This window comes from Pseudomonas sp. FG98, assembly GCF_057808595.1.
Map to the genome: position 1 here is coordinate 34538 of NZ_JBMDIJ010000020.1, position 25174 is coordinate 59711.

21 protein-coding genes are annotated in these 25174 nt (G+C 65.5%); 11 read left to right on the forward strand and 10 right to left on the reverse strand.

Going from position 1 to position 25174, the window contains the following annotated elements; translation table 11 throughout:
* Positions 1–99: 99 nt before the first annotated feature.
* From ACODSK_RS14895 to ACODSK_RS14910, 4 genes are all read left to right on the forward strand, one after another.
* On the forward strand, positions 100–558 hold the full coding sequence (locus ACODSK_RS14895; RefSeq protein WP_489017106.1) for a hypothetical protein: 459 nt from the start codon (positions 100–102) through the stop codon (positions 556–558).
* Between the two features lie 298 nt (positions 559–856).
* Positions 857–1237: a Mor transcription activator family protein gene (locus tag ACODSK_RS14900; RefSeq protein WP_489017108.1), complete on the forward strand. Its 381-nt coding sequence runs from the start codon at positions 857–859 to the stop codon at positions 1235–1237.
* Between the two features lie 75 nt (positions 1238–1312).
* Positions 1313–1951 (forward strand): DUF2589 domain-containing protein, encoded by a 639-nt coding sequence (locus ACODSK_RS14905; RefSeq protein WP_489017109.1) that lies wholly within the window; start codon positions 1313–1315, stop codon positions 1949–1951.
* Positions 1952–2032: 81 nt separating this feature from the next.
* Positions 2033–2596: a DUF2589 domain-containing protein gene (locus ACODSK_RS14910; protein ID WP_489017111.1), complete on the forward strand. Its 564-nt coding sequence runs from the start codon at positions 2033–2035 to the stop codon at positions 2594–2596.
* Position 2597: 1 nt separating this feature from the next.
* Here ACODSK_RS14910 and ACODSK_RS14915 read toward each other — a convergent pair whose 3' ends face one another.
* The 3 genes from ACODSK_RS14915 to ACODSK_RS14925 are packed head-to-tail and all read right to left on the reverse strand — an operon-like array spanning position 2598 to position 8723.
* The gene (locus ACODSK_RS14915; protein WP_489017113.1) at positions 2598–6278 is read right to left on the reverse strand and encodes a translocation/assembly module TamB domain-containing protein; all 3681 of its coding nucleotides are present in this window, start codon (positions 6276–6278) and stop codon (positions 2598–2600) included.
* Positions 6275–8017: an autotransporter assembly complex protein TamA gene (locus ACODSK_RS14920; RefSeq protein WP_489017114.1), complete on the reverse strand. Its 1743-nt coding sequence runs from the start codon at positions 8015–8017 to the stop codon at positions 6275–6277. Before ACODSK_RS14920 ends, ACODSK_RS14915 begins: the two co-directional genes overlap by 4 nt.
* Before the next feature lie 55 nt (positions 8018–8072).
* Positions 8073–8723, reverse strand: coding sequence for a GNAT family N-acetyltransferase (locus ACODSK_RS14925; RefSeq protein WP_489017116.1), 651 nt, complete (start codon positions 8721–8723; stop codon positions 8073–8075).
* A gap of 369 nt (positions 8724–9092) precedes the next feature.
* Here ACODSK_RS14925 and xthA point away from each other — a divergent pair, with 369 nt between their 5' ends.
* The 3 genes from xthA (at position 9093) to ACODSK_RS14940 (ending at position 12529) form a co-directional block, all read left to right on the forward strand.
* The gene (xthA, locus tag ACODSK_RS14930; RefSeq protein ID WP_489017117.1) at positions 9093–9905 is read left to right on the forward strand and encodes an exodeoxyribonuclease III; all 813 of its coding nucleotides are present in this window, start codon (positions 9093–9095) and stop codon (positions 9903–9905) included.
* A 186-nt stretch (positions 9906–10091) separates the two neighbouring features.
* The gene (locus ACODSK_RS14935; RefSeq protein ID WP_489017118.1) at positions 10092–11381 is read left to right on the forward strand and encodes a substrate-binding domain-containing protein; all 1290 of its coding nucleotides are present in this window, start codon (positions 10092–10094) and stop codon (positions 11379–11381) included.
* 152 nt (positions 11382–11533) lie between these two features.
* Positions 11534–12529, forward strand: coding sequence for a TerC family protein (locus ACODSK_RS14940; RefSeq protein WP_489017119.1), 996 nt, complete (start codon positions 11534–11536; stop codon positions 12527–12529).
* Positions 12530–12648: 119 nt separating this feature from the next.
* On the opposite strand, the gene ACODSK_RS14945 is transcribed toward ACODSK_RS14940, so the two are convergent.
* The gene (locus ACODSK_RS14945; protein ID WP_489017120.1) at positions 12649–13878 is read right to left on the reverse strand and encodes an acyl-CoA dehydrogenase; all 1230 of its coding nucleotides are present in this window, start codon (positions 13876–13878) and stop codon (positions 12649–12651) included.
* A 140-nt stretch (positions 13879–14018) separates the two neighbouring features.
* Between ACODSK_RS14945 and ACODSK_RS14950 the strand changes: the two genes are divergently transcribed.
* Positions 14019–14945, forward strand: a complete 927-nt coding sequence (locus ACODSK_RS14950; RefSeq protein ID WP_489017122.1) for a LysR family transcriptional regulator — start codon at positions 14019–14021, stop codon at positions 14943–14945.
* Positions 14946–15173: 228 nt separating this feature from the next.
* On the opposite strand, the gene ACODSK_RS14955 is transcribed toward ACODSK_RS14950, so the two are convergent.
* Entirely contained in the window at positions 15174–15830 is a 657-nt protein-coding gene (locus ACODSK_RS14955) for a CoA transferase subunit B (protein WP_489017123.1), read from the reverse strand.
* A gap of 32 nt (positions 15831–15862) precedes the next feature.
* Positions 15863–16561 (reverse strand): CoA transferase subunit A, encoded by a 699-nt coding sequence (locus tag ACODSK_RS14960; protein WP_489017125.1) that lies wholly within the window; start codon positions 16559–16561, stop codon positions 15863–15865.
* 107 nt (positions 16562–16668) lie between these two features.
* Here ACODSK_RS14960 and ACODSK_RS14965 point away from each other — a divergent pair, with 107 nt between their 5' ends.
* Positions 16669–17577: a LysR substrate-binding domain-containing protein gene (locus tag ACODSK_RS14965; RefSeq protein ID WP_489017126.1), complete on the forward strand. Its 909-nt coding sequence runs from the start codon at positions 16669–16671 to the stop codon at positions 17575–17577.
* 121 nt (positions 17578–17698) lie between these two features.
* Positions 17699–18520 carry an aldo/keto reductase gene (locus ACODSK_RS14970; protein ID WP_489017128.1) on the forward strand — a complete coding sequence of 274 codons (822 nt, stop codon included), beginning with the start codon at positions 17699–17701 and terminating at the stop codon, positions 18518–18520.
* A gap of 3 nt (positions 18521–18523) precedes the next feature.
* Here ACODSK_RS14970 and ACODSK_RS14975 read toward each other — a convergent pair whose 3' ends face one another.
* The 4 genes from ACODSK_RS14975 to lexA are packed head-to-tail and all read right to left on the reverse strand — an operon-like array spanning position 18524 to position 24260.
* Positions 18524–21622, reverse strand: coding sequence for an error-prone DNA polymerase (locus ACODSK_RS14975; RefSeq protein ID WP_489017166.1), 3099 nt, complete (start codon positions 21620–21622; stop codon positions 18524–18526).
* The gene (locus ACODSK_RS14980; RefSeq protein WP_489017130.1) at positions 21598–23016 is read right to left on the reverse strand and encodes a Y-family DNA polymerase; all 1419 of its coding nucleotides are present in this window, start codon (positions 23014–23016) and stop codon (positions 21598–21600) included. The genes ACODSK_RS14975 and ACODSK_RS14980 overlap by 25 nt, the downstream gene beginning before the upstream one ends.
* A 6-nt stretch (positions 23017–23022) precedes the next feature.
* Positions 23023–23643, reverse strand: a complete 621-nt coding sequence (gene imuA / locus ACODSK_RS14985) for a translesion DNA synthesis-associated protein ImuA (protein WP_489017131.1) — start codon at positions 23641–23643, stop codon at positions 23023–23025.
* Positions 23643–24260, reverse strand: a complete 618-nt coding sequence (gene lexA / locus ACODSK_RS14990; protein ID WP_489017133.1) for a transcriptional repressor LexA — start codon at positions 24258–24260, stop codon at positions 23643–23645. The genes imuA and lexA overlap by 1 nt, the downstream gene beginning before the upstream one ends.
* A gap of 81 nt (positions 24261–24341) precedes the next feature.
* On the opposite strand from lexA, the gene ACODSK_RS14995 reads away from it, so the two are divergent.
* Positions 24342–25001 carry an HAD family hydrolase gene (locus tag ACODSK_RS14995; RefSeq protein WP_489017134.1) on the forward strand — a complete coding sequence of 220 codons (660 nt, stop codon included), beginning with the start codon at positions 24342–24344 and terminating at the stop codon, positions 24999–25001.
* Positions 25002–25174: the final 173 nt, after the last annotated feature.

Genomic DNA, 25174 nt, shown 5'->3' on the forward strand with positions numbered 1-25174 from the left:
CCTTCGCCAGAGGATGTTTTCCCGGTTTTTTCGTCCAACGGCAGCTGAAACCATGCACGGCTCCGGGCCCAGGCCCATTCTCAGCGAGCCCTCGATGCCATGTCCTTGCGTATCCTCCTCGGCAGCCTCGCGCTGTCCACCTCCCTCGGCGCCCAGGCGCTGGAAACCGAAAAGCGCAGTCAGGCCGAACTGATCGCCCTGGCCTCCACCCTTGCCCAGCACGCCGGCAGCAGCCAGTGGCAGCAGCTTTGGCAGCGCAGCCGCGAGGCGGGGCATCTGTCCCCGGGGAACGCCGCGCATTTCACCCTGCCCCAGCCACGCATCGATGAACTGACCCGCGCCACCCTGGCCAATCCGCAGTCCGCCCACGCCGAAAAGGCCACCCGCGTGCGCTACCGGCGCGACTTCCAGCCGCTGGTGCTCGGCAATGACAACGGTCGCCCACTCGGCGCCCTGTGCCTGTCGGTCGACTGGCGCACCCTGCCGGAGCGGATCGACGGCAACCCAGCACCGTGGATGGGTCAGGTCAGCCTGCTGCTCAGCCAACCTTGCCCTTGAGTCAGCCTTGACCAACCACGCGCCCGTCAAATCGGAGGGCGCGTGGAAAAACAAGGGCTGAAGGTACGTCAGAGACTTTCTGCCTACTTTGCGTGACTACAAAACTTACAGCGCTTTGACCTCCGGGCTACCGCTCCTGACCTGCTTGCTGCCTAGCGACCACTCTACGGCTGGTCGAGAATCGGTCCCACGCCACCTGGCCAGCCCAGTGCCCGCTACCCATCCCGCACAGCGCTCAAGCCTCGCCTGGCCCATACAGCGACCCTTTTGCTCACGCTAGAAAAACAAGGAAGTCACCATGCAACCATGTGACCTGAAGCGAATAGACATCGAGCAGCTCCCTCAGTCCCTGCAGATGCTCATCGAGTGCATCGGCATCGAACACGCCTACCGCCTGACCCACATCTACGGCGGGCGTCCCAAATACATCCCCAAGCATCGCGAACGCACGTCGCTGGCCGAGATCCTCCCGGCCGACGCCCTGGAAGCCCTGATCAAGCGCTATGCCGGCATGGCCCTGGAAATTCCCAAGTGCGACCACTTCAACCGCCAGTTGCGCAACCAGCAGATCCAGGAGGAAAGCTCCAACGGCCTGTCACGCAGCGTACTGGCCAACAAATACGGCCTGAGCCTGCGCCAGATCGGCAACATCCGTCGCCAGGAGGCGCACTCGCGCTGAAACAACGATGACGGCCCCCCGCCGGAGCCCGTCATCACCGCGCAATCCCGCGCACTCAAGACAAGGAATTCTTGAATGATCGACAAAAGCCTTATTGGCTCGGTAATCAACGCACTGCCTCTGGACCGGATGATTTCCGGTCCTCTGCAAGCCATGATCCAGGCCCAGGTCACCGCCAGCAAAAGCTACGCGGACTTCCTCCTGGGCGTGTGCATCAAGGACGGCAAGGCGGTCTCCATCCAGTTCGACTATGACGAGGCCATCGTCGACCAGCAGGGTGTCTACAAGGGCACCATGTCGCGCAAGATGCATATCCCGCTGCTGGCCGCGATCACTCACCCGAACATCGTGATCGAGGAAGGCACCATCGATTTCGAGCTGACCATCAGCCAGTCTGCCGAAGACACCAGCGAAACCGCCGCATCCGCCGAGTTCGGTGCTTCCCTGGGCTGGGGCCCGTTCAAGGTCGAGGTACGCGGCCAGGTCAGCCACAAGTCGGCACAGACCCGCAAGACCGATACCCGTGCGCGCTACGCCATCAGCACCCGGGTCGCCCGCCAGGATCCGCCGGAAGCCCTGATGCGCGTCATCGACTATCTCACCGAGGCCGCCACCAAGCCCATCACCCTGCCGGACAGCGAGGCGAGCAACCCGGACTCCCCGCCGACCGACAACGCGCTTCCGGATCCCGCCAGCCCGCCCGCCGCCGGTTGAGCGCCCGCCCCATCCGAACCCAGCCTAACGCCCCGCCCGCCATGGGCGGGGCAACCTGTCACTCGATAAGGAACGCCGCCCGTGGACCAGACGCCTCCCAAGGAACCCATCGCCACCAGTGACCTCTGCGATATCACCCGCGGCCTGCAGGAAGCCGCCTCCGCCACCACCGGCCTGATCGCGCAGCAGTACATCAAGCTGTTCGATCAGTTCTTCGATTACGACAGCGAGCAATTGGGCGCGCCAATGAAGGCGAAGATGGTCGAAGTGGCCATGGATGACCGGCACACCCTGAAGATCCCGCTGATTGCCCTGGTGGCGCCAAGGGGCCTGGCGCTGGAACGGATGCAGGTGGACCTGTCGGTGAAGATCCAGAACACCCGCCCCGCCGCCGGCCAGTGCAGCGATTCCGCGCACCAGCGCTTCTTCGTCAAGGTCGGCCAGCAGAACCGCCGTCAAGGCGAGGCGCGCGATCCGGACGAAGTGCAGATCCGCATGCAGTTCCAGGCCTGCGAGCCGCCCGAGGCGCTGAACCGGCTGATCGAGGAATACACCAACCTGATCTCGCCACTGCGCGGCCCCACCCCACCTGACGTAACGCCTCCCTCCGGCAACGAATTCATCGACGCCGCCACCGTACGCTGACTCAGAAATCCCGCTTGTAGAACAGATCCAGGGAGCTGGCCACGCCGCTGGCCGCTTCCAGGTACAGGCGCTTGCTCAGCAGATAGCGCAAGGCGATGGTATTGGCCGGCTCGAACACCCCCACGCCATAGCGCAGGCTCAGTTTCTCGGTCAGGTTGCCACTGGCCACCACCGCAGTGCTCTGCCCGCTGCCTTCGGTATCCAGCTGGAAGTCGTCGATACCCAGGCTCGACGCCAGGCTGCCGGTGATCCCCGCACTGCCCGCCAGCCCCAGGCCCAGCGCCGCCTGCGCCAGCATGTTGTTGTCTTCGCCAGTGGTACTCAGCGGACGCCCAAGTACCAGGTAGGACAGCGCCTGCTCCTGGCTCATCGCCGGCTCGGAGAACACCGTGGTCGTCGGTTGCTCGGCGCTGCCGGTAAGGCGGATGCCGGCGGTGACGTCATCGGTCTTGCGGATCGCTTCGATATCCAGGTACGGCTGGTCGATGGGGCCGGCGAACATCAGGCGTGCGCGGCGGATGGTCAGGCGCTGACCGTAGGCACGGTAACGACCATCGGCCAGGCTGAGCTCGCCACGGGTATCGAGGTTGTCACCGATATGCACATGGCCGAGCAGATTGGCGGTCAGGCCAAAACCGCTGAAGGCCAGCTTGTCCTGGCCGACCTGGACGTCGATGTCCATGGCCACCTGCATCGGCGCTTTACCCTCCTCGGTCTGGTGCCCGACGATCACCGTGTCGTCGGAGACCTTGACCGTCGACGGCGGCAGCTCGCGCACGGTGATGCTGCCTTTCGGTACCAGCACCTTGCCGCTGACCGCCAGGCGCTCGCCCTGCAGGCTGATCTTCAGATCCGGTGCCACCTCCAGCGCGGCATAGGGCTCGACGTTGACCGGCAAGCGCTGACCCTGCAACGCCAGGTCCACCGCCAGCGCCTGACCCCAGCCGATCTGGCCGCTCAGCCGGCCCTGGCCCTGCTCGCCGCTTTTCCAGTCGCCATTCAACTGCACCTGCTCGCCGGCGATCAGCGCGCGCACCGTCAGGTCACGCAGGCCGATGGGCAGCTCGGCCCCCGCCACCTCGCCGCCCGACAGCACCAGGCTGCCATTCACCTGCGGCGCCAGCAGGGTGCCGGAGATGCGGCCATTGCCATTCAACTGTCCGGCCAGGCGCTCGACCATGGGTACGAAGGGGCGCGCCACCGCCAGGTCCAGGCCGCTCAGGTTGAAATCGCCGCTGACCGGCTTGTTGCGCGCCAGTGGATCGATCCTCGCGTTGAGGCTCAGTTCGCCCAGGCGACCGCCACGGAAGTCCACGCGGGTATCGACCCGGCGCGGGCCCAGGGTGCTATCCAGGCGCAGGGCCTGGTAGGGGAAATCGATCCATTGGCCCTTCTCGCGAATACGCAAGGTGCCGCCACTGGCATCCACCTGCACCGTGCCCTTGGGGCCGCTGGCCGGCAGGTCGAGGTTGATATCGGCGTTGAGCTGCCCCTGCCAGGCGAAGTCCTTCGGCAGCCATTGCGCCAGGCTGTCCAGTGGGAACTGCTTGAGGTGATAGCGAATCCGCGGCTCCGGCGCCAGGCGTTGCGGATCTCCGCACAGGCTGGCCGGGCCGGAGCGCCAGCAATGGGCGCCGAAGTCGATCTGGCCGTTGGCCAGGCGCTGCAGGGTGGCCGGCGCCTGCAAGCGCCAGTCCTGGCCGCCGGCCTGGATCTCACCCTTGGCCAGGCGTCCGCGCCAGTCGCCCTTGTTCTGGTCCAGTTGCCCGTCCAGGCCGAGGTCGAGCTTGAGTTGCGGGCCATCCAGGGCAAGTTGCAACTGCTGCTGGCGGATATCGCCCTGGCCTTTGGCGGTCAACGTGCCCAGAGCGGTTTCACCGGCACGGATGCCGCTGGCGCTCAGTTCGATCAGGGCTTTCTGCGCGCCATCGAGACGCGCATCGAGACTCAGGTTTTGCAGACGGTTTTCCCCCTGGGCCAGTTGCGTACCTTGCAGTTTCAACTGGCCTTGCGGCGCCTTGAGGGTGCCGGAAACATCCACCCGGCCCTTGACCTGCCCTTGCAGTTGCGGCCAGAGCTGGCCGAGGCGCGTCAGGTTCAGGTCGATCTGCCCGGCCAGGCGCTGTTGCAGGCTGCCGCTGCCGTTGATCTGGTTGTCCCCCAGGCGCACCTGCAAGGTGCCCAGGGTCCACTGCTCGCCGGCCCCTTCGGCCTTGAGTTGCAAGACTGCCGGCTGCCCACGCAGGCGCCCCTTGAGATCGAGGTCGGCGTTCAACGACAGCTTTTCGTTCTTCAGTTCGCCCTTGCTGCGCAGCGCACCGGCCAGGGTCCCGGGCATTTCCTTGAGCCAGTAGGCCGGATCGAGATTGGCCAGGTCCAGTGCCGCGTCCCAGGCCACGCCATCGGCGAACGCCACGCTGACACTACCGCCGGCCTTGCCCTGCCCCGCCTCCAGCACCAACTGCGGCAGGCTGATCTGCCCCAGGTCACCCTTGAACGGGCTGGCCAGCTTGAAAGCGCCGGCGGGACCATCGAGATCGCCACTGAAATCCCCCTGGTAGTTGCCATCGCGGTACTGCACCTGGGCCTTGAGGCGGTGCAGTACCACCTGCGGTGCCTCTTCCAGCGGATACAGGCGCAACCAGGGGAAATCCTGCCAGTCGAGGGTGGCCGTAGCGGTCAGGGCTTGTTCCCAATTGGCGCTGGCGGTCAGTGCCAGGCGCTGCTCAGGCGTGGCGGTCAGGTCCAGACCCGCCACCTCGGCGCCCTTGGCGTCGACCCGGCCACGCAGGGCCAGGGCGATCGGGCCGTCCTGCGCGGCAAGATTACCGGCACCGACCAACTGGTAGCCGGACTTGAGGTCGCCGTGGGCGGTGAGTTCGAACTGCTGGAACAACAGGGTGTCCGGCAGGCTGGCAGCGGCCTTGAAGTCACTGGCGCTCAGATGGATCTGTGCCGGCAGGTTGTCCGCCAGCGGCTGCAACTGACCGCTCAAGCGACCTTGCAGGTAACCGCTGCTGTCAGCCTGTAGATCGAGGCTCTTCTGCAGATCACCCTTCACCTGCAACGCCAGTTGCCAGGCCTGGCCATCCACCGGCGGCAGTTGCACCTGCCCTTCGGCCTGCAATGGCCAGTCGCCGCTGGGTTGCAGCAGGCCTTGCAGGGTCAGGTGCAGGTCTTCGCGCTTGAGATCGAGGCTGTCAATCTTCAGGCCCTCGCGGGTCCAGTGGGCAGCCAGGGTCAGGCCACTCAGTTGCTCCGCGCCATCCAGGCGCAGAAGGCCGACCTGTACTTCACCCAGTTCGATGGCCAGCGGCAGGTCGAGGTCCGGCAGCTTCAGCGGACCGCTGTCCGGGTCGGTTTCGGTCGGGGCGAAGGCCAGGTCGATCTGCGCGGCATGCAGCTTGTCCACGCACAGGGTGCGGCGCAGCAAGCAGCCCGGGGTCCATTCCAGCAGCGGCGCGGTCAGCTCGACACGATCCCCGCCGGATTGCCAGACCAGCTTTTCAGCCTGCCAGAGACCGGCCAGGCGTCCCTGGAAACCCTCCACCTGCAAACCGGGCACCAGGCCCAGGGCCCAACGGCTGCCGGCCTGCGTGCCCAGTACCAGGCCCACGGCGAGGACCAGCACGACCACCACGGCGAACAGGCTGATCGCACTCCATTTCGCTACCCGTTTCACAGTTCCGGTCCCATCGAGAAGTGCAGTCGAATCCCGCCGTCATCATCCAGCGCCTTGGCCAGGTCGAGGCGCAACGGACCCACCGGGGAAATCCAGCGCACGCCGAAGCCGACGCCGGTCTTGAGGCTGGGCAGTTCGAGATTGTTGAAGGAGTTGCCCTGGTCGACGAAGGTCGCCACCCGCCATTTGTCGGCCACCTGGTACTGGTACTCGGCGCTGGCCGCGACCATGTAGCGGCCACCGATGCGGTCGCCATCGCTGTTGGTCGGCGACAGGGTCTGGTAGTCGTAGCCGCGCACGCTCTGGTCGCCACCGGCGAAGAAGCGCAGCGACGGCGGGATGGATTTGTAGCCGTTGGTGGCGCTGCCGCCGAACTGGGCACGGGCGAGGAAACGGTGCTTGTCGGCCAGGGTGGTCAGGCCCTTCACCAGTACCGTGCCGTTGAGCAGGTTGGTGTCCGACAGCAGCCCTTCCTTGGCCACCCGCGCGTCGAATTGCAGGCGGTAACCGTTGTGCGGGTCGATGCGATTGTCGCTGCGCAGGTAGCTGTAGCTGACCCCCGGCATCAGCAGGGTGCTCAGCCCGGAGTCATCGCCCAGGCGATATTCCTCGCGTTGCCATTTCAGCGACAGCACCCGCTGCCAGCCGCTGGGCAGCTTGCTGTGCCATTCCGGGCCGACGGTAAGCAGCTTGCTCAGGGTGTCGGTGCCGGCGATCTCTTCGTATTGATAGCCGCCGGCGTAGCGCAGCTTGTCGGTCAGCGGCGGATCGAGGGGCACGTCGTACCACAGGCCGATGTTCTGCCGCGGCGCCGACAGTTCGCTTTCAATGCCGTAGCTGTGGCCCTGCGGGTTGACCCAATGGCGGGTCCAGTTGGCCTTGATGCGCGGCCCGACGTCGGTCGAGTAACCCAGGCCGAGGCCCATGGTCCGCGGTTTGCGCGCCTGCACATCGACAGCCACCGGAATGCTCTGGCCGACCGCGGCAGTTGGCGCGGCATCGACCCTGACGCCCTCGAAATAGCCACTGGATTGCAGGGCGTTGTTGAGTTCGGCGATCAGTTCGGAATCGTAGGGGATGCCTTCCTTGAACGGCACCATGCGTTGCAGCAGGTCTTCGTCGAACGGCGAATCGCCGTCGAACTTCACCTTGCCCAGGCTATAGCGCGGACCGCTGTCGTAGACCAGTTCGATATCGGCGACCCCGGCAGCCGGGTCCACCGACAGGCGATTGCGGGTGAAGCGGCCCTTGAAGAAGCCGTAGCGCGAGGCCTGGTTCTGGATCAGCCGCTTGGCGTCCTCGTAGTGACCATGATTGAGCACTTCGCCACTGCGCAGCGCCTTGCTGTCGGGAATGCGAAAGGCCTTGAGCTGGTTGGCGGGGCCGTCGATGCGCACGGTGACATTGCGCAGGTGCACCGGCTCGCCGGGCTCGATGGTCAGGCGCAGGCGCGGGCCCTTGTCGTCGTCGCGCGGTGGCAGCACCTCGCTGTCGATCTGCGCCTGGTAGTAGCCCAGGGCCTGGGCGGCCTTGCGCGCCTGCTCCTCGGCGCCACGGCTGAAGCGCAGCAGCGCCTCTTCGTCGCGCTCGCCGAGGCTTCCGATATAGCCCTCGACATTGGCCTTGAGTGCGGTGTTGGCGGGTTTGATGCGGATAACCAGTTCACTCTGCGCCGCGGCCGCGAGACTGCTGGCCAGGCACAGGATCAAACCCAGGGAAAAGCGTCCTGAATACGTCATGGGAACGGATGCTACCAGAGCGGGATGACGGCTTGCATGCCGAAAACCGTCTGGCTCAGGCCCTGGCCCGGTCGATCCTCTGCGGTGCGGGGTGAAAGAACACATGCTCGCGGATCGGCCCGACGGCCACTTCGCCGATCTCCAGGTAGCCCTGGCGGCGGTAGAACGCCAGGTAATGTTCGTTGCCGGTATCCAGCACCACGCCGCGGGAACTTTCGTCCTCGGCGCACCAGTCATGCACCGCCGCCAGCAGTTGCTCGCCGTAGTGCTGGCCCTGGAACTGCGGGTGGATGCCCAGCAGCGGCAGGATATGCACGGCGTCGCCCGGCAGGCAGGCGAGGAACGCGGCGCGGTACTCGAGATAGCGCCGGGTGCAGCGGAAACCGGCGGACAGCACCATGCGCATGCGCCAGGCCCAGCTCTCGGTCACGCCCAGGCGGCGTACCGGTGGGGAGATCAGGGCGATACCGATCAGGCGGTCGTCCACCAGCAGGCCGATGGCGGGCAGGTCCTGGAGAAAATGCTGACGCACCCGCTCGCGGACCAGGGCCCGGACCCGCTGGTCGAAGCCCGGGCGTTCGGCTTCGAACAGATAGCCGTAGGTGGGCTCGTGGCGGTAGGCGTGATACAGCAGCGAACGGGCCTCGCGGCTATAGCCGCCGTCGAGCAAGCGCACTTCGGCGGGTGCGGGGGTCGATTCGGGCATGGTCGCGGGTCTCCTGATGGCGGTTGGGCATGGCCTTTTGAGGGGTGGGTTGCGCCAACGTTCCTTCCTGATGGGGTGGGAGTATAGAAGGGGAATCAGGGAGGCAGGTGGTGAAAGGTCGGGCCTCATCGCTGCATGAATATCTACACATTTTCTCGGACTGATCTGTCGAAGCTGGTGGCCTCATCGCTGGCAATGCCAGCTCCCACAGGTTTCCATGTCGGACCTGGATCATGCGGCTGACCGGAAACCTGTGGGAGCCGGCGTTGCCGGCGATGGGGACCTCAAGAACATCACAGGACGCCCAGGACTGGCCCACAAGCCGACAGTCAGCTAGCATCCTGCCTTTTCCTCAGGATTGTCCTTCCCATGAAGATCGTCTCGTTCAACATCAACGGCCTGCGCGCCCGGCCGCATCAATTGGCGGCGTTGATCGACAAGCACCAGCCGGATGTGATCGGCCTGCAGGAAACCAAGGTCTCCGACGATCAGTTCCCGCTGGCCGACGTCCAGGCCCTCGGCTACCACGTGCATTACCACGGGCAGAAAGGCCATTACGGCGTCGCCCTGCTTTCGCGCAAGGAGCCGCTGAGCCTGGTGAAGGGCTTTTCCACCGACGAGGAAGACGCCCAGCGCCGCTTTATCTGGGGCACCTTCGCCGATGACCAGGGCAACCCGGTGACCATCATGAACGGCTATTTCCCCCAGGGCGAAAGCCGCGACCACCCGACCAAGTTCCCGGCCAAGCAGCGCTTCTACGCCGACCTGCAGACCCTGCTGGAAAGCGAGTTCAAGAACGACCAGCCGCTGATCGTCATGGGCGACGTGAACATTTCCCCGGAAGACTGCGATATCGGCATCGGCGCCGACAACGCCAAGCGCTGGCTGAAGACCGGCAAGTGCAGCTTCCTGCCGGAAGAGCGCGAGTGGATGGCCAGGCTGAAGGGCTGGGGCCTGACCGACAGCTTCCGCCACCTGCACCCGGAAGTGGTCGACCAGTTCAGCTGGTTCGACTACCGCAGCCGCGGTTTCGAGGACGAGCCCAAGCGCGGCCTGCGCATCGACCTGATCATGACCTCCGATGCTCTGCTGCCACGGGTCAAGGCGGCCGGGGTCGACTATGAACTGCGGGGTATGGAAAAGCCTTCGGACCATGCGCCGATCTGGCTGGAATTGAGCTGACAACACAAACCTTGTGGGAGCTGGCTTGCCAGCGATAGGGCCAGCAGAAACAGCGATGTCGCATGATCTGGCCTCATCGCTGGCAAGCCAGCTCCCACAAGGATCTGCGCCACATCCGTCATTTTTATTTCATCTTTCTGTCTTAATCTGCCGCCACCTTCGTCCATTCGAGAGTGCCCGCCGGCAATGATCCGCCCCTGTACCCTGCTGCTCATCCTGCTCACACCCCTGGCGCTGGCCGATACCCTGCGCATCCAGGGTTCCAACACCATCGGCGCAACCCTGGCCCCGGCCTTGGTGCGCGGGCTGCTGGAAAGCCGGGGCATCGGGGCGATCCATAGCGAGCCAGGCGACCAGGCCAACGAGGTGCGCATCAGCGCCGGCGATATCCAGGTGGACATCGCCGCCCACGGCAGCAGCACCGGATTCGCCGCACTCAAGGCTGGCAACGCCGACCTCGCCGCCGCCTCGCGGCAAATCAAGGACAGCGAAAGAACCGAGCTCCAGGCCCTGGGCGACTTGACCAGCGCCGACGCCGAGCAGGTGATCGGCCTGGACGGGGTCGCCGTACTGGTGCACCCGGACAACCCCCTGCCGCAACTGACCATCGAGCAACTGGCGAAGATCTTTTCCGGCCAGGTCAGCACCTGGGAACAGCTCGGCGTCGGCGGCGGGGCCATCAATCTGTATGCCCGCGACGACCGCTCCGGCACCTGGGAAACCTTCAAGAGCCTGGTGCTCGACCCGCATCACCAGCCCCTGGCCGACAACACCCGACGCTTCGAGTCCGGCGAGGAACTGAGCGCAGCCGTGCGCAACGACCGCCAGGCCATCGGTTTCAGCAGCCTGAGCACCGTGCATGGTGCGCGGGTCCTGGCCATCGCCGACGGTGCCTCGCGGCCCATGCTGCCGAGCCCCGAGCAGATCGCCAGCGAGGACTATCCGCTGTCGCGCCGCCTGTATTTCTACCTGCCGCCCTCCTCCGGCAATCCCCTCGCCCACGCCCTGCTCGACTTCACCCAAAGCCCGCGCGGCCAGGCCATCGTCGCCAGCAATGGCTTCATCGACCAGCGCGTACGCACCATCGATGAAGCGCCCCAGGCGGACATGCCACCGAGCTATCGCCAGTTGTCCAGCGAGGCGCGGCGCCTGTCGCTCAACTTCCGTTTCCAGGAAGGCAGCGCAACCCTGGACAACAAGGCCCTGCGCGATATCCGGCGCCTGGTCGATTACCTCAGGCAGACCCGCAAGCTCGACGGCAAGCTGGTGCTGGTGGGCTTCGGTGACGCCAAGGACGACGCCCGACGGGCCGACCTGCTGTCGCGACTGCGAGCCATGGCAGTGCGCCGCGAGCTGGCCAGGGAGGGCGTGACCCTGCGCGAAGTGCTCGGCCTCGGCGCCGAGCTGCCGGTGGCGGCCAATACCGATACCCAGGGGCGGATTCGCAATCGCCGGGTCGAAGCCTGGGTGTACTGAAGGAAATTTCGCTTCACGCTGTAAGACTTTGTAACGCTCTCCCCCCAGCCCCGTGCCATTCGCCGACTAGGCTGAATCTTGTGACGCCGGGCCCCTCTGACGGTCATTCGACCGCCATGTCGGAGTCACTTCCACGACATTGGGAGGGGCTCATGACAGCTCTGCATGATTTCATCAATGCCGAATTCCTCGGCACCAGCAGCCTGCTCTGGCTGGCTTTCGTCACCATCGTCATCGCCCTGCTGGTCTTCGACCTCGGGGTGCTGCACCGCGACCAGCGCGAAATCGAAATGCGCGAAAGCCTGCTGCTGTATGCCGGCTACTTCAGCGTCGGCCTGATGTTCGGCGGCTGGATCTGGTACGAACTCGGCGCGCAAAGCGCCCTGGAGTTCTACACCGGTTTGCTGGTGGAACAGTCGCTGTCGATGGACAACGTCTTCGTCATGGCGATGATCTTCGGCTTCTTCGGCATTCCCCGGCGCTACCAGCACCGCGTGCTGTTCTGGGGGATTCTCGGCGTGGTGGTGCTGCGGGCGATCATGATCGGCGTCGGCAGCGCGCTGGTGAAGGAGTTCGACTGGATCCTCTATGTGTTCGGCGCCTTCCTGCTGATCACCGGGGTGAAGATGCTGTTCAGCCGCGAGGACGCCCATCCGGACCTGGCCAACAATCCGCTGATCCGCTTTATCAAGAAGCATGTGCGGGTCACCGACCGCCTGCACGACGCGCATTTCTTCGTGCGTCTGACGCCGCCGGGCGGGTCGAAGGCGATTCTCTATGCCACGCCGCTGTTCCTGGCCCTGGTGCTGATCGAACTGGCCGACCTGGTGTTCGCCGTGGACAGCGTGCCGGCGATCTTCTCCATCACCCAGGACCCGTTCATCGTCTACACGTCGAACATCTTCGCCATCCTTGGGCTACGGGCGCTGTACTTCGCCCTGGCGGCGCTGATGCATCGTTTCGTCTACCTGAAATACGCGCTGGCGCTGGTGCTGATCTTCATTGGCGGGAAAATCTTCCTGCACGGCTTCATCGGCAAGATCCCGGCGCTGGTGTCGCTGGGGGTGACCTTCGGTTTGTTGGTGGGTGGGGTGGTGTTGTCGCTGTTCAAGACCCGGGATGAAAAAGTACCGCAGAAAGAAAGCTGATCACCGAACCTGTGGGAGCTGGCTTGTCGGGGCGCCGAACCGCAGCGATTGCAATAGTGAATTCACCACAGCAATCGCTGGCAAGCCAGCTCCCACAGGGATTGCTACAAGCCTAGGTATCAATGGCCGCTACGCAGCATCTCCTTCGGCACATACTTGCCGATCTCGTACTTGCCGATCGCCGCCCGGTGCACCTCATCCGGGCCATCGGCCAGGCGCAGGGTGCGCTGCATGGCGTACATGTAGGCCAGCGGGAAGTCCCCGGAAACACCGGCGCCGCCATGGATCTGGATCGCCCGGTCGATCACCTTCAGCGCTACGTTGGGCGCGACCACCTTGATCTGGGCGATTTCGCTGCGGGCAATCTTGTTGCCCACGGTGTCCATCATGAACGCCGCCTTCAGGGTCAGCAGCCGGGCCATGTCGATCTCCATGCGCGAATCGGCGATCTTGTCGATATTGCCGCCCAGGCGTGCCAGCGGCCGGCCGAAGGCGGTGCGCTCGACCGAACGCTTGCACATCAATTCCAGCGCCCGCTCGGCCATGCCGATGGAGCGCATGCAGTGGTGGATCCGGCCAGGGCCGAGGCGCCCCTGGGCGATCTCAAAGCCGCGGCCCTCGCCGAGGATCACGTTCTCGTAAGGCACCCGCACATTCTCGAACAGCACCTCGGCATGGCCGTGGGGGGCATCGTCGTAACCGAACACCGGCAATGGGCGGACGATCTTCACCCCGGGGGCATCGGTGGGCACGAGGATCATCGAATGCTGCTGGTGCCGCGGGTTGTCCGGGTTGCTCAGGCCCATGAAGATCATCACCTTGCAGCGCGGGTCGCAGGCACCGGAGGTCCACCACTTGCGCCCGTTGATCACCCACTCGTCGCCGTCACGCTCGGCACGGGCGGCCATGTTGGTGGCGTCGGACGAAGCCACGTCCGGCTCGGTCATGGCGAAGGCGGAGCGGATATCGCCACGCAGCAGCGGCTCCAGCCACTGGCGCTTCTGCTCCTCGCTGCCGTAGCGCACCAGCACTTCCATGTTGCCGGTGTCCGGCGCCGAGCAGTTGAACGGCTCCGGCCCGAGCAGCGAGCGGCCCATGATTTCCGCCAGCGGCGCGTATTCCAGGTTGGTCAGGCCGGCGCCCAGCTCCGACTCGGGTAGGAACAGGTTCCACAGGCCCTCGGCTTTCGCCTTGTTCTTCAACTCTTCCATGATCGCCGTCGGCTGCCAGCGATCACCCTCGGCGACCTGTTGCTCGAACACCGCTTCCGCGGGATAGACATAGGCGTCCATGAACGCCGTGACGCGCTCGCGCAGGGCCTGGACCTTGGGTGTGTAGGCGAAATCCATGAGCAGTACCTTCTTCGGGAAAGGGATCTGGTGATGGATGCTAGATCACCGGCCAAAATCCACCTAGTCTATTTTCGGCGTGTATAAACATTCATAACCGATATATGATCGGGCCGATAACACCAACAAGAGCGGTGCCCATGAACCTGAACAAGGTCGACCTGAATCTGTTCATCGTTTTCGATGCGATCTATACCGAAGCCAACCTGACCCGTGCCGGGCAGATCGTCGGCATCACCCAGCCGGCGGTGTCCAACGCCCTCGCCCGGCTGCGCGAAACCTTCAACGATCCGCTGTTCGTGCGCACCGCCCAGGGCATGGTGCCGACGCCCATGGCGCAGAACATCATCGGCCCGGTGCGCAACGCCCTGTCGCTGCTGCGGGTGTCGGTGCAGGAAAGCCGCATCTTCAACCCGTTGCAGGCGAACAAGACCTTCCGCATCAGCATGACCGACCTCACCGAGGCGGTGATCCTGCCACCGCTGTTCCAGCGCCTGCGCCGCCTGGCGCCGGCGGTGGTGATCGAGAGCTTCCTGTGCAAGCGCCGCGAAACCACCAAGGAACTGGCCGCCGGGCGCCTGGATTTTGCCGTCGACGCACCGCTCAACACTGACCCGCAGGTGCGCCACGTCAAGCTGATGCAGGACCAGTACGTCTGCGCCCTGCGCCAGGGCCACCCGCTGGCCAAGGACAAGATCAGCCTCGATGAGTACATGGGCATGACCCATATCCATATCTCCAGCCGACGCAACGGCCTGGGCTATGTCGACCTGGCCCTGGGCAAGATGGGTCTGCAACGGCGTATCGCCCTGCGTTCGCAGCATTACCTGATGGCCTCGCAGGTGCTGCAGCAGACCGACATGGTGATGACCGTGCCGGAGCGTTTCGCCCGCCGTCACCAGCTCAACTACGTGCGCCTGCCGGTGAACGACGTGCCGCCGCTGGAAACCCACCTGTACTGGCATGAAAGCACCGATCAGGACCCGGCGAACCGCTGGATGCGCGAGCAGATGATCGAGTTGTGCCAGGCAGTGGTGGCGCAGGATGAGCGGGAGGCGAAGCAGTAGGCGGAAAGGCAATCGCGGGGCCGGTCCAGGACAGGGAGTGCGTGGTTCCTTGTCCTGAATGGGCTCCGCGATTGTGTTGTTACTCAGAGGTGTGGTGGCCTTGAGGGACTCATCGCTGGCAACGCCAGCTCCCACAGGGTCATGTGTCGTACTCAGGCCCACCGGTCGACACATAAATTTGTGGGAGCTGGCGTTGCCAGCGATGAGGCCCCCAGGGCCACCACAAAATCAGAAGGTCATTTCCTTCACATCATCAGCCACGATCAGCTTGCCCGCGGTCTTGGCGATGATTTCCTCGACGCTCACTCCCGGCGCGGTTTCCTTGAGGATGAAGGCACCGTTGTCGATCTCCAGGTAGGCCAGGTCGGTCAGCACCTTGCGGATGCAGCCAGCACCGGTCAGCGGCAGGCTGCAGCGCGGCAGCAGCTTGGATTCGCCGTCCTTGGAGGCGTGGGTCATGGTGACGATGATGTTCTCGGCACCGGCCACCAGGTCCATCGCCCCACCCATGCCCTTGACCAGCTTGCCGGGGATCATCCAGGAGGCGATGTTGCCCTCCACGTCCACTTCGAAGGCACCGAGCACGGTGAGGTCGACATGGCCGCCGCGGATCATCGCGAAGGACTCGGCGGAGTTGAAGATCGACGCGCCACGACGGGCGGTCACGGTCTGTTTGCCGGCGTTGATCATGTCGGCGTCGATCAGTGCTTCGGTGGGGAATTCGCCCATGCCCAGCAGGCCGTTTTCCGATTGCAGCATCACGTCCATGTCCGCCGGGACATAGTTGGCCACCAGGGTCGGGATGCCGATGCCGAGGTTGACGTAGTAGCCGTCCTTGAGTTCGCGGGCGACGCGCTGGGCCATTTGTTCGCGGGTAAGTGCCATGGTCAGGATCTCTTTGTTGTTCTGGGGACGGGTCAGGCTTTGACGGTGCGCTTTTCGATGCGCTTCTCGAAGGTGCCGACGATGACCCGGTCGACATAGATGCCCGGAGTGTGGATCTCGCTCGGCAGCAGCACGCCCGGCTCGACGATTTCCTCGACCTCGACCACGGTGATCTTGCCGGCGGTGGCGGCCAGCGGGTTGAAGTTCTGCGCGGTGTTGCGATAGACCACGTTGCCGTAGTGGTCGGCTTTCCAGCCCTTGACGATGGCGAAGTCACCGGTGATGGCTTCTTCGAGGATGTAGTGGCGGCCGTTGAACTGGCGTACTTCCTTGCCGTCGGCGACCGGAGTGCCGTAGCCGGTGGCGGTGTAGAAGGCCGGGATCCCGGCGCCGCCGGCGCGCATCTTCTCGGCCAGGGTGCCTTGCGGGGTGAGTTCCACTTCCAGCTCGCCGCTGAGCAACTGGCGTTCGAATTCGGCGTTCTCGCCAACGTAGGAGGCGACCATCTTGCGGATCTGCCGGTCTTCCAGCAGCACACCGAGGCCGAAGCCGTCGACGCCGCAGTTGTTGGAGACCACGGTCAGGCCGGTTACACCGCGGCGCTTGATCTCGGCGATCAGGTTCTCGGGGATGCCGCACAGGCCAAAGCCGCCGGCCAGTACCGTCATGTTGTCGGTCAGGCCTTCGAGGGCCTGTTCATAGGTTGCTACGCGCTTGTCCAGTCCGGCCATGTGATCCGCCTTGTTGTCGTTGTAGGGCTGAGCGGATCTTCCTCCCTGACGACTAATTTGTTAATTTTGTTTTTCTCATCGATTGATTTGGAATTCAAAACAATCCCATGAACCTCAAGCAACTGCGGGCCTTCGTCGCCGTCGCCACCTACCAGAGCTTCGCCCAGGCCGGCGAGCACCTGCACCTGTCGCAGCCGGCCCTGAGCCTGACCATCAAGAGCCTTGAAGAACAGCTCGGCGGCGCCCTGCTCAGCCGCACCACGCGCAGCGTCAGCCTGACCCCGGAGGGCGAAGTGCTGCTGCCCCTGGCCCGGCAACTGCTGGCCGACTGGGAAAACACCGAAGAGCTGCTGCGCCAGCGCTTCACTCTGCAACTGGGCCGGGTGTCCGTCGCCGCCATGCCGGCCTTTGCCGGCAACCTGCTGCCACCGGTGCTCAAGCGTTTTCGCCAGCGTTACCCGCGGGTGAACGTCACGGTGCATGACGTGATCAACGAACAGGTGCTGGAGCTGGTGCGGCACCGACGGGTCGAACTGGGCATCGGTTTCGAGCCCGAGGCCAGCGAGCCCCTGCTGTTCCACCCGCTGTACCTCGACCGTTTCGTCGCCGTGGTGCCCAAGGATTCGCCGCTGGCCACACAGGCGCAGGTGAGCTGGAAGGAGCTGCTGGGCGAAGACTTCATCGCCCTGCAACGGCCGTCGGCGGTGCGCCTGCTACTGGAACGGCATGTGGCGGCGGAGCACGGCAAGCTGGCGGTGGCCTTCGAAAGCCATCAGTTGTCTACCATTGGCCGGATGGTCGCCAACGGGCTGGGGGTCAGTGCGGTGCCGGCGTTGTGCATCGGCCAGATGCGCGAGCTGGGCGCACAGTGCGTGGCGCTGGTGGAGCCGGTGGTGGAGCGCAGGATCGGCGTGATGATGCTGGCGGATCACAAGCTGTCGGCAGCGGCGCAGGCGGTGCTGGATGTGCTGGTGGCGGAAGTGACCGATCCCGGTTGTGATTTGTGGTGTGGCTGATGGCCTCATCGCTGGCAACGCCAGCTCCCACAGGTTTGGAGCTGCATGCAGTCCTTGTGGGAGCCAGCATTGCTGGCGATAAGGCCATCAGCAGCACAAAAAATTCAGGAGGAGTTCATAGATGAAGAAGACAACACTCGGCAACCACCAGGTCCCGGTGATTGGCCAAGGCACCTGGTACATGGGCGAGGACCCGGGCCTGCGCCGACGCGAAGTCGCCGCCCTGCAGCAAGGCATCGATCTCGGCCTGACCCTGATCGACACCGCGGAGATGTATGCCGAAGGCGGCGCCGAGGAAGTGGTCGGCGAAGCCCTGCAAGGCCGTCGCGATCAGGTCTTCCTGGTCAGCAAGGTCTATCCGCACAACGCCAGCCGCAAGGGTGCCATCGCCGCCTGCGAACGCAGCCTGCAACGCCTCGGCACGGAGCACATCGATCTCTACCTGCTGCACTGGCGCGGCCAGTACCCGCTGGAGGAAACCGTAGACGCCTTCGAGCGCCTGCGCGAGGCCGGCAAGATCGGGCGCTGGGGCGTGTCGAACTTCGATACCGCCGACATGGACGAACTGGCCAACCCGGCCTGCGCCACCAACCAGGTGCTGTACAACCCGGAGCAGCGCGGCATCGAATTCGACCTGCTGCCCTGGTGCCGCGATCACGGGGTACCGGTCATGGCCTACTGCCCGCTGGCCCAGGCCGGGCGCCTGCTGCGCCACCCGGTCCTGGCGCAAATCGCCGAACGCCATGGCGTGACCCCGGCCCAGGTCAGCCTGGCCTGGGTCACCCGTGACGACGGTGTGATCGCCATTCCCAAGGCCGTGGAGCCCCGCCATGTGCAGCTCAATGCTGCCGCAGGCAAGCTGGTGCTGGACGACCAGGACCTGCTGGCCCTCGACCAGGCCTTCCCCGCGCCGACCCGCAAGCAGCGCCTGGCGATGGTCTGAGCCTCAGTGAAAGTCCCTGCTGCGCACATCCAGCCCGCTCAATAGCGGGCTGAGATCCTCCAGGCGCCGGGCGATCAGATGGCGCACGCCATCGGCGAATTCCAGCTTGCCGCGCACCTGCATCAGGCGCGAGCCCACCAGAACCCTGCGCTGGCGCTCGGCCAGGTCGCGCCAGACCACCACATTGAGCATGCCGAACTCGTCTTCCAGGGTGACGAAGGTCACGCCGCTGGCGGTCTGCGGCCGCTGCCGGCCGACCACCAGCCCGGCCACGCTGATGCTGTCGCCATGGGCGACATCGTCCAGCGCCCGTGAACTGCGGCAGCCCAGGCCGGCCAAGCGTCGACGCAGCAGGCTCAGCGGATGGGGGCCGAGGGTAGTGCCGACGGTGTCGTAGTCGGCGAACAGGTCTTCGCCCACGCTCGGTGCCGGCAAGGCCACCGCCACTTCCGGCGTCGGCTCGACGGCGGCGAACAGTGGCAGTTGCGCCTGCACCGCCGCCACTTCCCAACGCGCCTGGTAACGGTGCCCGGCCAGTGCCGCCAGGGCGCCGGCATCGGCCAGCAGGTCGCGGGCACGGCCGTCGAGTTCGGCGCGCAGGCACAAGTCACTGACATCGCGAAATACCCGCACGTCGCGCACCCGCCCCAGGCGCAAGGCATCCTCCTCGCGAAACCCACGGATCTGCCGCAGGCCGATGCGCAGGGCCAGCGCCCCGCCCTCGCCCGCCTCCAGGGTGCAATCCCAATGACTGTGATGGACATCCACCGGACGGATCTCGATGTGATGGCGGCGCGCGTCCTGGAGGATCTGGTCCGGGCTGTAGAAGCCCATGGGCCAGCTGTTGATCAGGGCGCAGGCGAAGATCGCCGGCTCATGGCACTTGAGCCAGCAACTGGCGTAGGTCAGCAGGGCGAAACTGGCGGCGTGGGACTCGGGGAAGCCGTAGCTGCCGAAGCCCTTGATCTGTTCGAAGATGCGCTCGGCGAATTCCAGCTCGTAGCCGTTGCGCAGCATGCCCTGGGTCAGCCGCTCGCGGTGCGGGTCGAGGCCGCCGTGGCGCTTCCAGGCGGCCATGGAGCGGCGCAGTTCGTCGGCCTCGCCGGGGGTGAAGTCGGCGGCGACGATGGCCAGGGACATGACCTGCTCCTGGAACAGCGGTACACCAAGAGTCCGTTCGAACACCGCCCTGAGCTTCTCCGAGGGATAGACCACCTCTTCTTCCCCGTTTCGCCTGCGCAGATAGGGATGGACCATATCGCCCTGGATCGGCCCCGGCCGCACGATCGCCACCTGGATCACCAGGTCGTAGAACTCGCGTGGACGCAGGCGAGGCAACATGGCCATCTGCGCCCGCGACTCGATCTGGAACACGCCGATGGTGTCGGCGCGGCAGATCATGTCGTAGGTCGGTTCGTCATCGGCCGGGATGCTGGCGATGGTCAGGCGCTGGCCGCGGTGCCGGTGATAAAGATCGAAACAGCGGCGCAGGGCGCTGAGCATGCCCAAGGCCAGCACATCGACCTTGAGCAGGCCCATCATGTCGAGGTCATCCTTGTCCCACTGGATCACCGTGCGCTCGTCCATGGCGGCGTTTTCTACCGGTACCAGGGTATCCAGCGGCTGCTCGCTGATCACGAAACCACCCGGGTGCTGGGACAGATGCCGGGGAAAACCCATCAGTTCGCCGGTCAGGGTCAGCACCCGATGCAGCAAGGGGCTGTCCGGGTCGAAGCCGGCTTCCACCAGGCGCTCGGCGGACGGTACCCGGTCGCTCCAGCGCCCGCAGCAATCGGACAAGGCGCCCAGTTGGTCCGGCGGCAGGCCCAGCACCCGGCCGATATCGCGCACCGCGCCGGAGGCGTGATAGCTGCTGACCACTGCGGTCAATGCGGCGCGATGGCGGCCATAGCGATTGAACACGTATTGCAGGACTTCTTCGCGGCGGTCGTGCTCGAAATCCACGTCGATATCCGGCGGCTCGTCGCGCTCGCGGGAAAGAAAGCGCTCGAACAGCAGGTTGCTGCGGGCCGGGTCGAGCTCGGTGATGCCCAGCACGAAGCACACCACCGAGTTGGCCGCCGAACCGCGGCCCTGACAGAGGATGCCCTGCCCGCGGGCGAAATTGACGATGTCGTAGACCGTGAGGAAGTAGGACTCGTAGTGCAGATCGGTGATCAGCTCCAGTTCGTGTTCCAGCGCCTTGCGGTTGTCTTCGCTGATACCCGCCGGCCAGCGCCGGGGAATGCGCCGCTCGCACAATTCACGCAGCCAACTGGCGGCATTGTGCTGCGGCGGCACGATCTCGTGAGGGTACTGGTAGTTGATATCGCGCTTGAGCTCGAAGGTGCAGCGCGCGGCGATCCGCGTGGTTTCTTCCAGCAAGGCCGCCGGGTACAGCGCAGCCAGTTGCTCGACGCTGCGCAGGTGGCGCTCGCCATTGGCAAACAGGCGGTGCCCGGCCTCGGCGACCGTGGTGTGATGGCGGATAGCGGTCATGCAGTCCTGCAAGGCCCGCCGCCCGCGGCTGTGCATATGCACGTCGCCGCAGGCTACCGGGCGAATATCCAGCTCTCCGGCCAGGGCCAGCAGGTCGTGCAGGCGCTGGCGGTCGTCATGCCCGTGATGCAGGTGGACCGCCAGCCACAGGCGTTCGCCGAAGATGTCCCGCAGCCAGCGGCCGGGCGCCGGATCGTCCGTGCTATCGGGAACCCACAACGCCAGCAGGCCATCCATACCCGGCTCGAAGTCGTCCGCCAGCACCTGGTAATGGCCTTTTTCCGCCCGCCGGCGGGCCTTGGTGATCAGCCCGCACAAACGCTGGTAGCCCTTGAGGTTTTCCACCAGCAGCACCAGCTTCGGGCCGTTTTCCACGCGTATTTCGCTGCCGACGATCAGCGGCAGCTTGACCTCGCCCGCCGCCTGCCAGGCCCGGACGATACCGGCCAGGGTGCATTCGTCGGTAATCGCCAGGGCCTTGTAACCCTGCTGTTTCGCCCGACCGAACAGCTCCAGGGCACTGGAGGCACCGCGCTGGAAACTGAAGTTCGACAGGCAGTGCAACTCGGCATAGCCGCTCATGCAAACCAGCCTTGCAGCCAGAGCGGGCCATCCCTGGGCTCGCCCAGCTGGCGATAGGCCCAGCCGCGCTGGCCAGCAATGGTTTCCACCAGGTAGTAGTCGCGGCGTACATCACCGCCGTCCCACCAGCCGGACTCGATACGCTCCGGTCCGGCCAGCAGGCGCAGGCCCTCCAGCGGCAGGGCTCGGGGCTGCTCCAGCAACCAGCCGGGGCGCGGTGCCGGGCAGGCAACGGAGGCCGCCGCGACCTCGGCGCTGCGCCAGGCGCATTCCGGGCGGTGATCGGCCACCACGCCGACGCTGCGCACAGCCTCATCGCCCAGGCGCGCACGCAGGCGCTCGCGCAACTGCTCCCAGCCCTGCTGTTGCTGGGCCCGGGCCGAGAACAACTCGCCGGCCAGGGGCACGAAGGCCGGCAACTCCTCGGCAACGAGGCGCAGGTTGCGCACCGCTGCGCGCAGGCTCAACTGTTCGAGGCGACCACGGGCCAGCTCCAGCAGCCGCCCGGCATCACGCTCGGCCGCCAGCAGGCCGATCTGCAGCAGGCTGTCGGCGCCCTCGGCATGCTCCAGGAACAGGCTGAAGCGCTGTACTCCGGCATCGCGGCCGGCGAGAAAGGCAGCCAGATCGTCGATCATCCGCCGCAACGGGAACAGCAGCGCCTGATTGGACTCCACATCGAAATTCAGCTCCAGGCGCGCCTCGAAGCGATCCGGCGGCAGGTAACAATCCAGGGCCATGGCACGCAGGCCGAGCAGGCGGTCCAGATGCAGCTGCACCTCTGCGGCGAAACGCCGGGCCAGGGTTTGCCGAGGCAATGCCAGCACCTGGTCGAGCTGACGCAGCCCCATGCGCTTGAAGGCAGTGGCAGCCTCCACCGGCAAGCCCAGGCGATCGATAGGCATGGCGGCCAAAGCCGCTCGGGTGCTCTGTTCATCACTGGCGGCCAGTCCGTCATGGGCGTTGGCCAGCATGCGCGCGGCCACCGGGTTGCTGGCCAGGACGATACGGTGGCTGAAACCCAGGGCCTGCAATTCCGCGCGCAAACGCGCCTCGAACTTCGGCCAGGGCCCGAACAGGCCGAGGCTGGATTGCACTTCCAGCAACAGGGCGCGGGGGTAATGCAGGCTGACCTGGGAACTGAAGCGATAGGCCCAGGCGGCAAGCAGTTGCTGCTGGCGCTCGGTGGCGGCGGGATCGTGCTCGACCGTGGCGAAACCCTGTGCCAGGGCCTGGGCCGTGGTCAGACTCTGCCCGGCACGCAGACCGAGGGCGCGAGCGGCCGGATTGACCGCCTGCAATACCCGGCGATTGGTCGGGCCGGTGAGCAGCACCAGCGGTTGGTCAGCGTCGTCACGCCCGCGCAGGACGCTGTCGAGCGCCAGTTGCGGCAACAGGATGCAGGCCCAGAGCACGGCGCGTCACCCCGCGTGTCCGCTGGCGCTGACCGGCCGGCTCGGCGCCAGGCCGCCGCGACACTTGAGCACCCGCCATTGCGCCGGACGGGTATCGATGGCGATACGCAAGGCGGCAGGCGACGGATTGAGCGCCGCGCTGTGATCGCGGCAGGCGAAGGCCAGGGCCTGGCCGGTTTCCGCGGCCACCTGCAAGCGCCGCAGCGCACGGTCGTCAGCCCGCTGTGGCCAGCACAGCACTGCGGCGCAACTGCCGGAACGCAGGCATTGCTCGGCAGCCCACAGGCTTTGCTGGCTGTCCGCCTCGATCACCGACAGCCAGCGCAGATCGACGCCCGCCGCCTGCCAGGCCGGCGGGTAGGGAATGAAGGGTGGCGCCACCAGTACCACCCGCTCGCCGGCCGAACTCAGGCGCGCCAGGCTGGGCCAGAGCAGTTGCAGCTCACCCGCGCCCTCCTCCGCCAGCAACAGCTCGCTGAGGGCCGCCGCCGGCCAGCCGCCGCCGGGGAGTACCGCGTCCAGCGCGGCATGCCCGGTGGGTTGCAGGCCGTGATCCTCGACAACCGGCCGGCCCTTCCAGACACGCCGGGTATCGAGCAGCCCGTCGAGGCTGAGCACGGCGCCCATCAGTCACGCCTTACCAGGCCGCAGAACACGCCTTCGATGACGAAGTCGCGCTCGGGCCCGACGATGATCGGCTCATAGGCCGGGTTGCGCGGCAGCAGGCGGTAGTGGCCCTTGGCGCGCTCGAAACGCTTGATGGTCACCTCGCCATCGAGGCGGGCAACGACGATCTGGCCGTTGCGCGGATCGGACTGCTGGCGGATGCCGACCAGGTCGCCGTCAAGAATGCCGTCGTCGATCATCGAGTCGCCGCGGACCTTGAGCAGGTAGTCCGGGCTGCGGCTGAACAGGTGGGCATCGAGCATCAGTTGCTCGTGGATATCCACGTCCGGACCGATCGGCCGGCCGGCGGCCACCTGGCCGAGCACGGGAATTTCCAGCACTTCGGGGCGGCGCAGGGGCCCGGCCAGACGAATGCTGCGTGCCTGGTTCGGGGTGACTTCGATAAAGCCGGCCTCGCACAGGGCCTGAACATGCTTGCGCGCCACGCTGCGCGAGGCAAAGCCGAAGGCCTGGGCGATATCGGCGAGGCTCGGCGGCCGCCCTTCCCCGCTGATACGGTCGCGGATGAAGGTGAGGATGGCACTGCGTTTGGGAGAGAGTCTGGTCATGGGGTACATTTGTACTCTTTTCGTATCCCGCTGACCAGTCCCGTCGATCGGTGGGTATGATGGTCACTTATCGTTTTACGGATCCGCACCATGCTCGACGCCCTGCTCTTCGACCTCGACGGCACCCTCGCCGATACCGACAAGCTCCACCTGCTGGCCATGCAGCAGTTGCTCCATGAGGACGGCCGCACGCTCACCGAGGCGGAATTCGAGGCGCACATCAGCGGGCGGGCCAATGCCGACCTGTGCCGCTACCTGTTTCCCGATCGCCCGCTGGGCGAGCACCTGGCCTTCGCCGACCGCAAGGAAGCGCGCTTTCGCGAATTGTCGCCGACCCTGCAACCGACTCCCGGCCTGGTCCGCCTGCTGGAGTACGCCGAAGGGCACGGCATCGGCATGGCGGTGGTGACCAATGCGCCACGGGCCAATGCCGAGCACATGCTCAAGGCGCTGGACCTGGAGGGGCGTTTCGAACATGTGCTGGTGGCCGAGGAGTTGCCGAAGGCCAAGCCGGATCCGCTGCCCTACCTCACCGGCTTGCAGCGCCTGGGGGCACAGGCGGATCGGGCGCTGGCCTTCGAGGATTCTGTACCGGGGGTGAAGGCAGCCAGTGGTGCGGGGATCTTTACCGTGGGCTTGTCCACCAGCCAGACGGCCGAGGCGTTGATGGCGGCGGGGGCGCAGTTGGTGGTGGCGGATTTCGAGGATGTGCGGTTGTGGGAAGTTATTCGGCGGATGACAGGTCAATAGAGGCTGTCTGGGCCATTTATCGCTGGCAAGCCAGCTCCCACAGGGTCCGAGTCGCTGCAAAACCCTGTGGGAGCTGGCTTGCCAGCGATAAATGGCCTGAAGGACACCGCCAGTCACCTTGACGTATACGTCAACCTGGCTTTAGGTTAGGCGCCATTGCCTTCACACCAGAG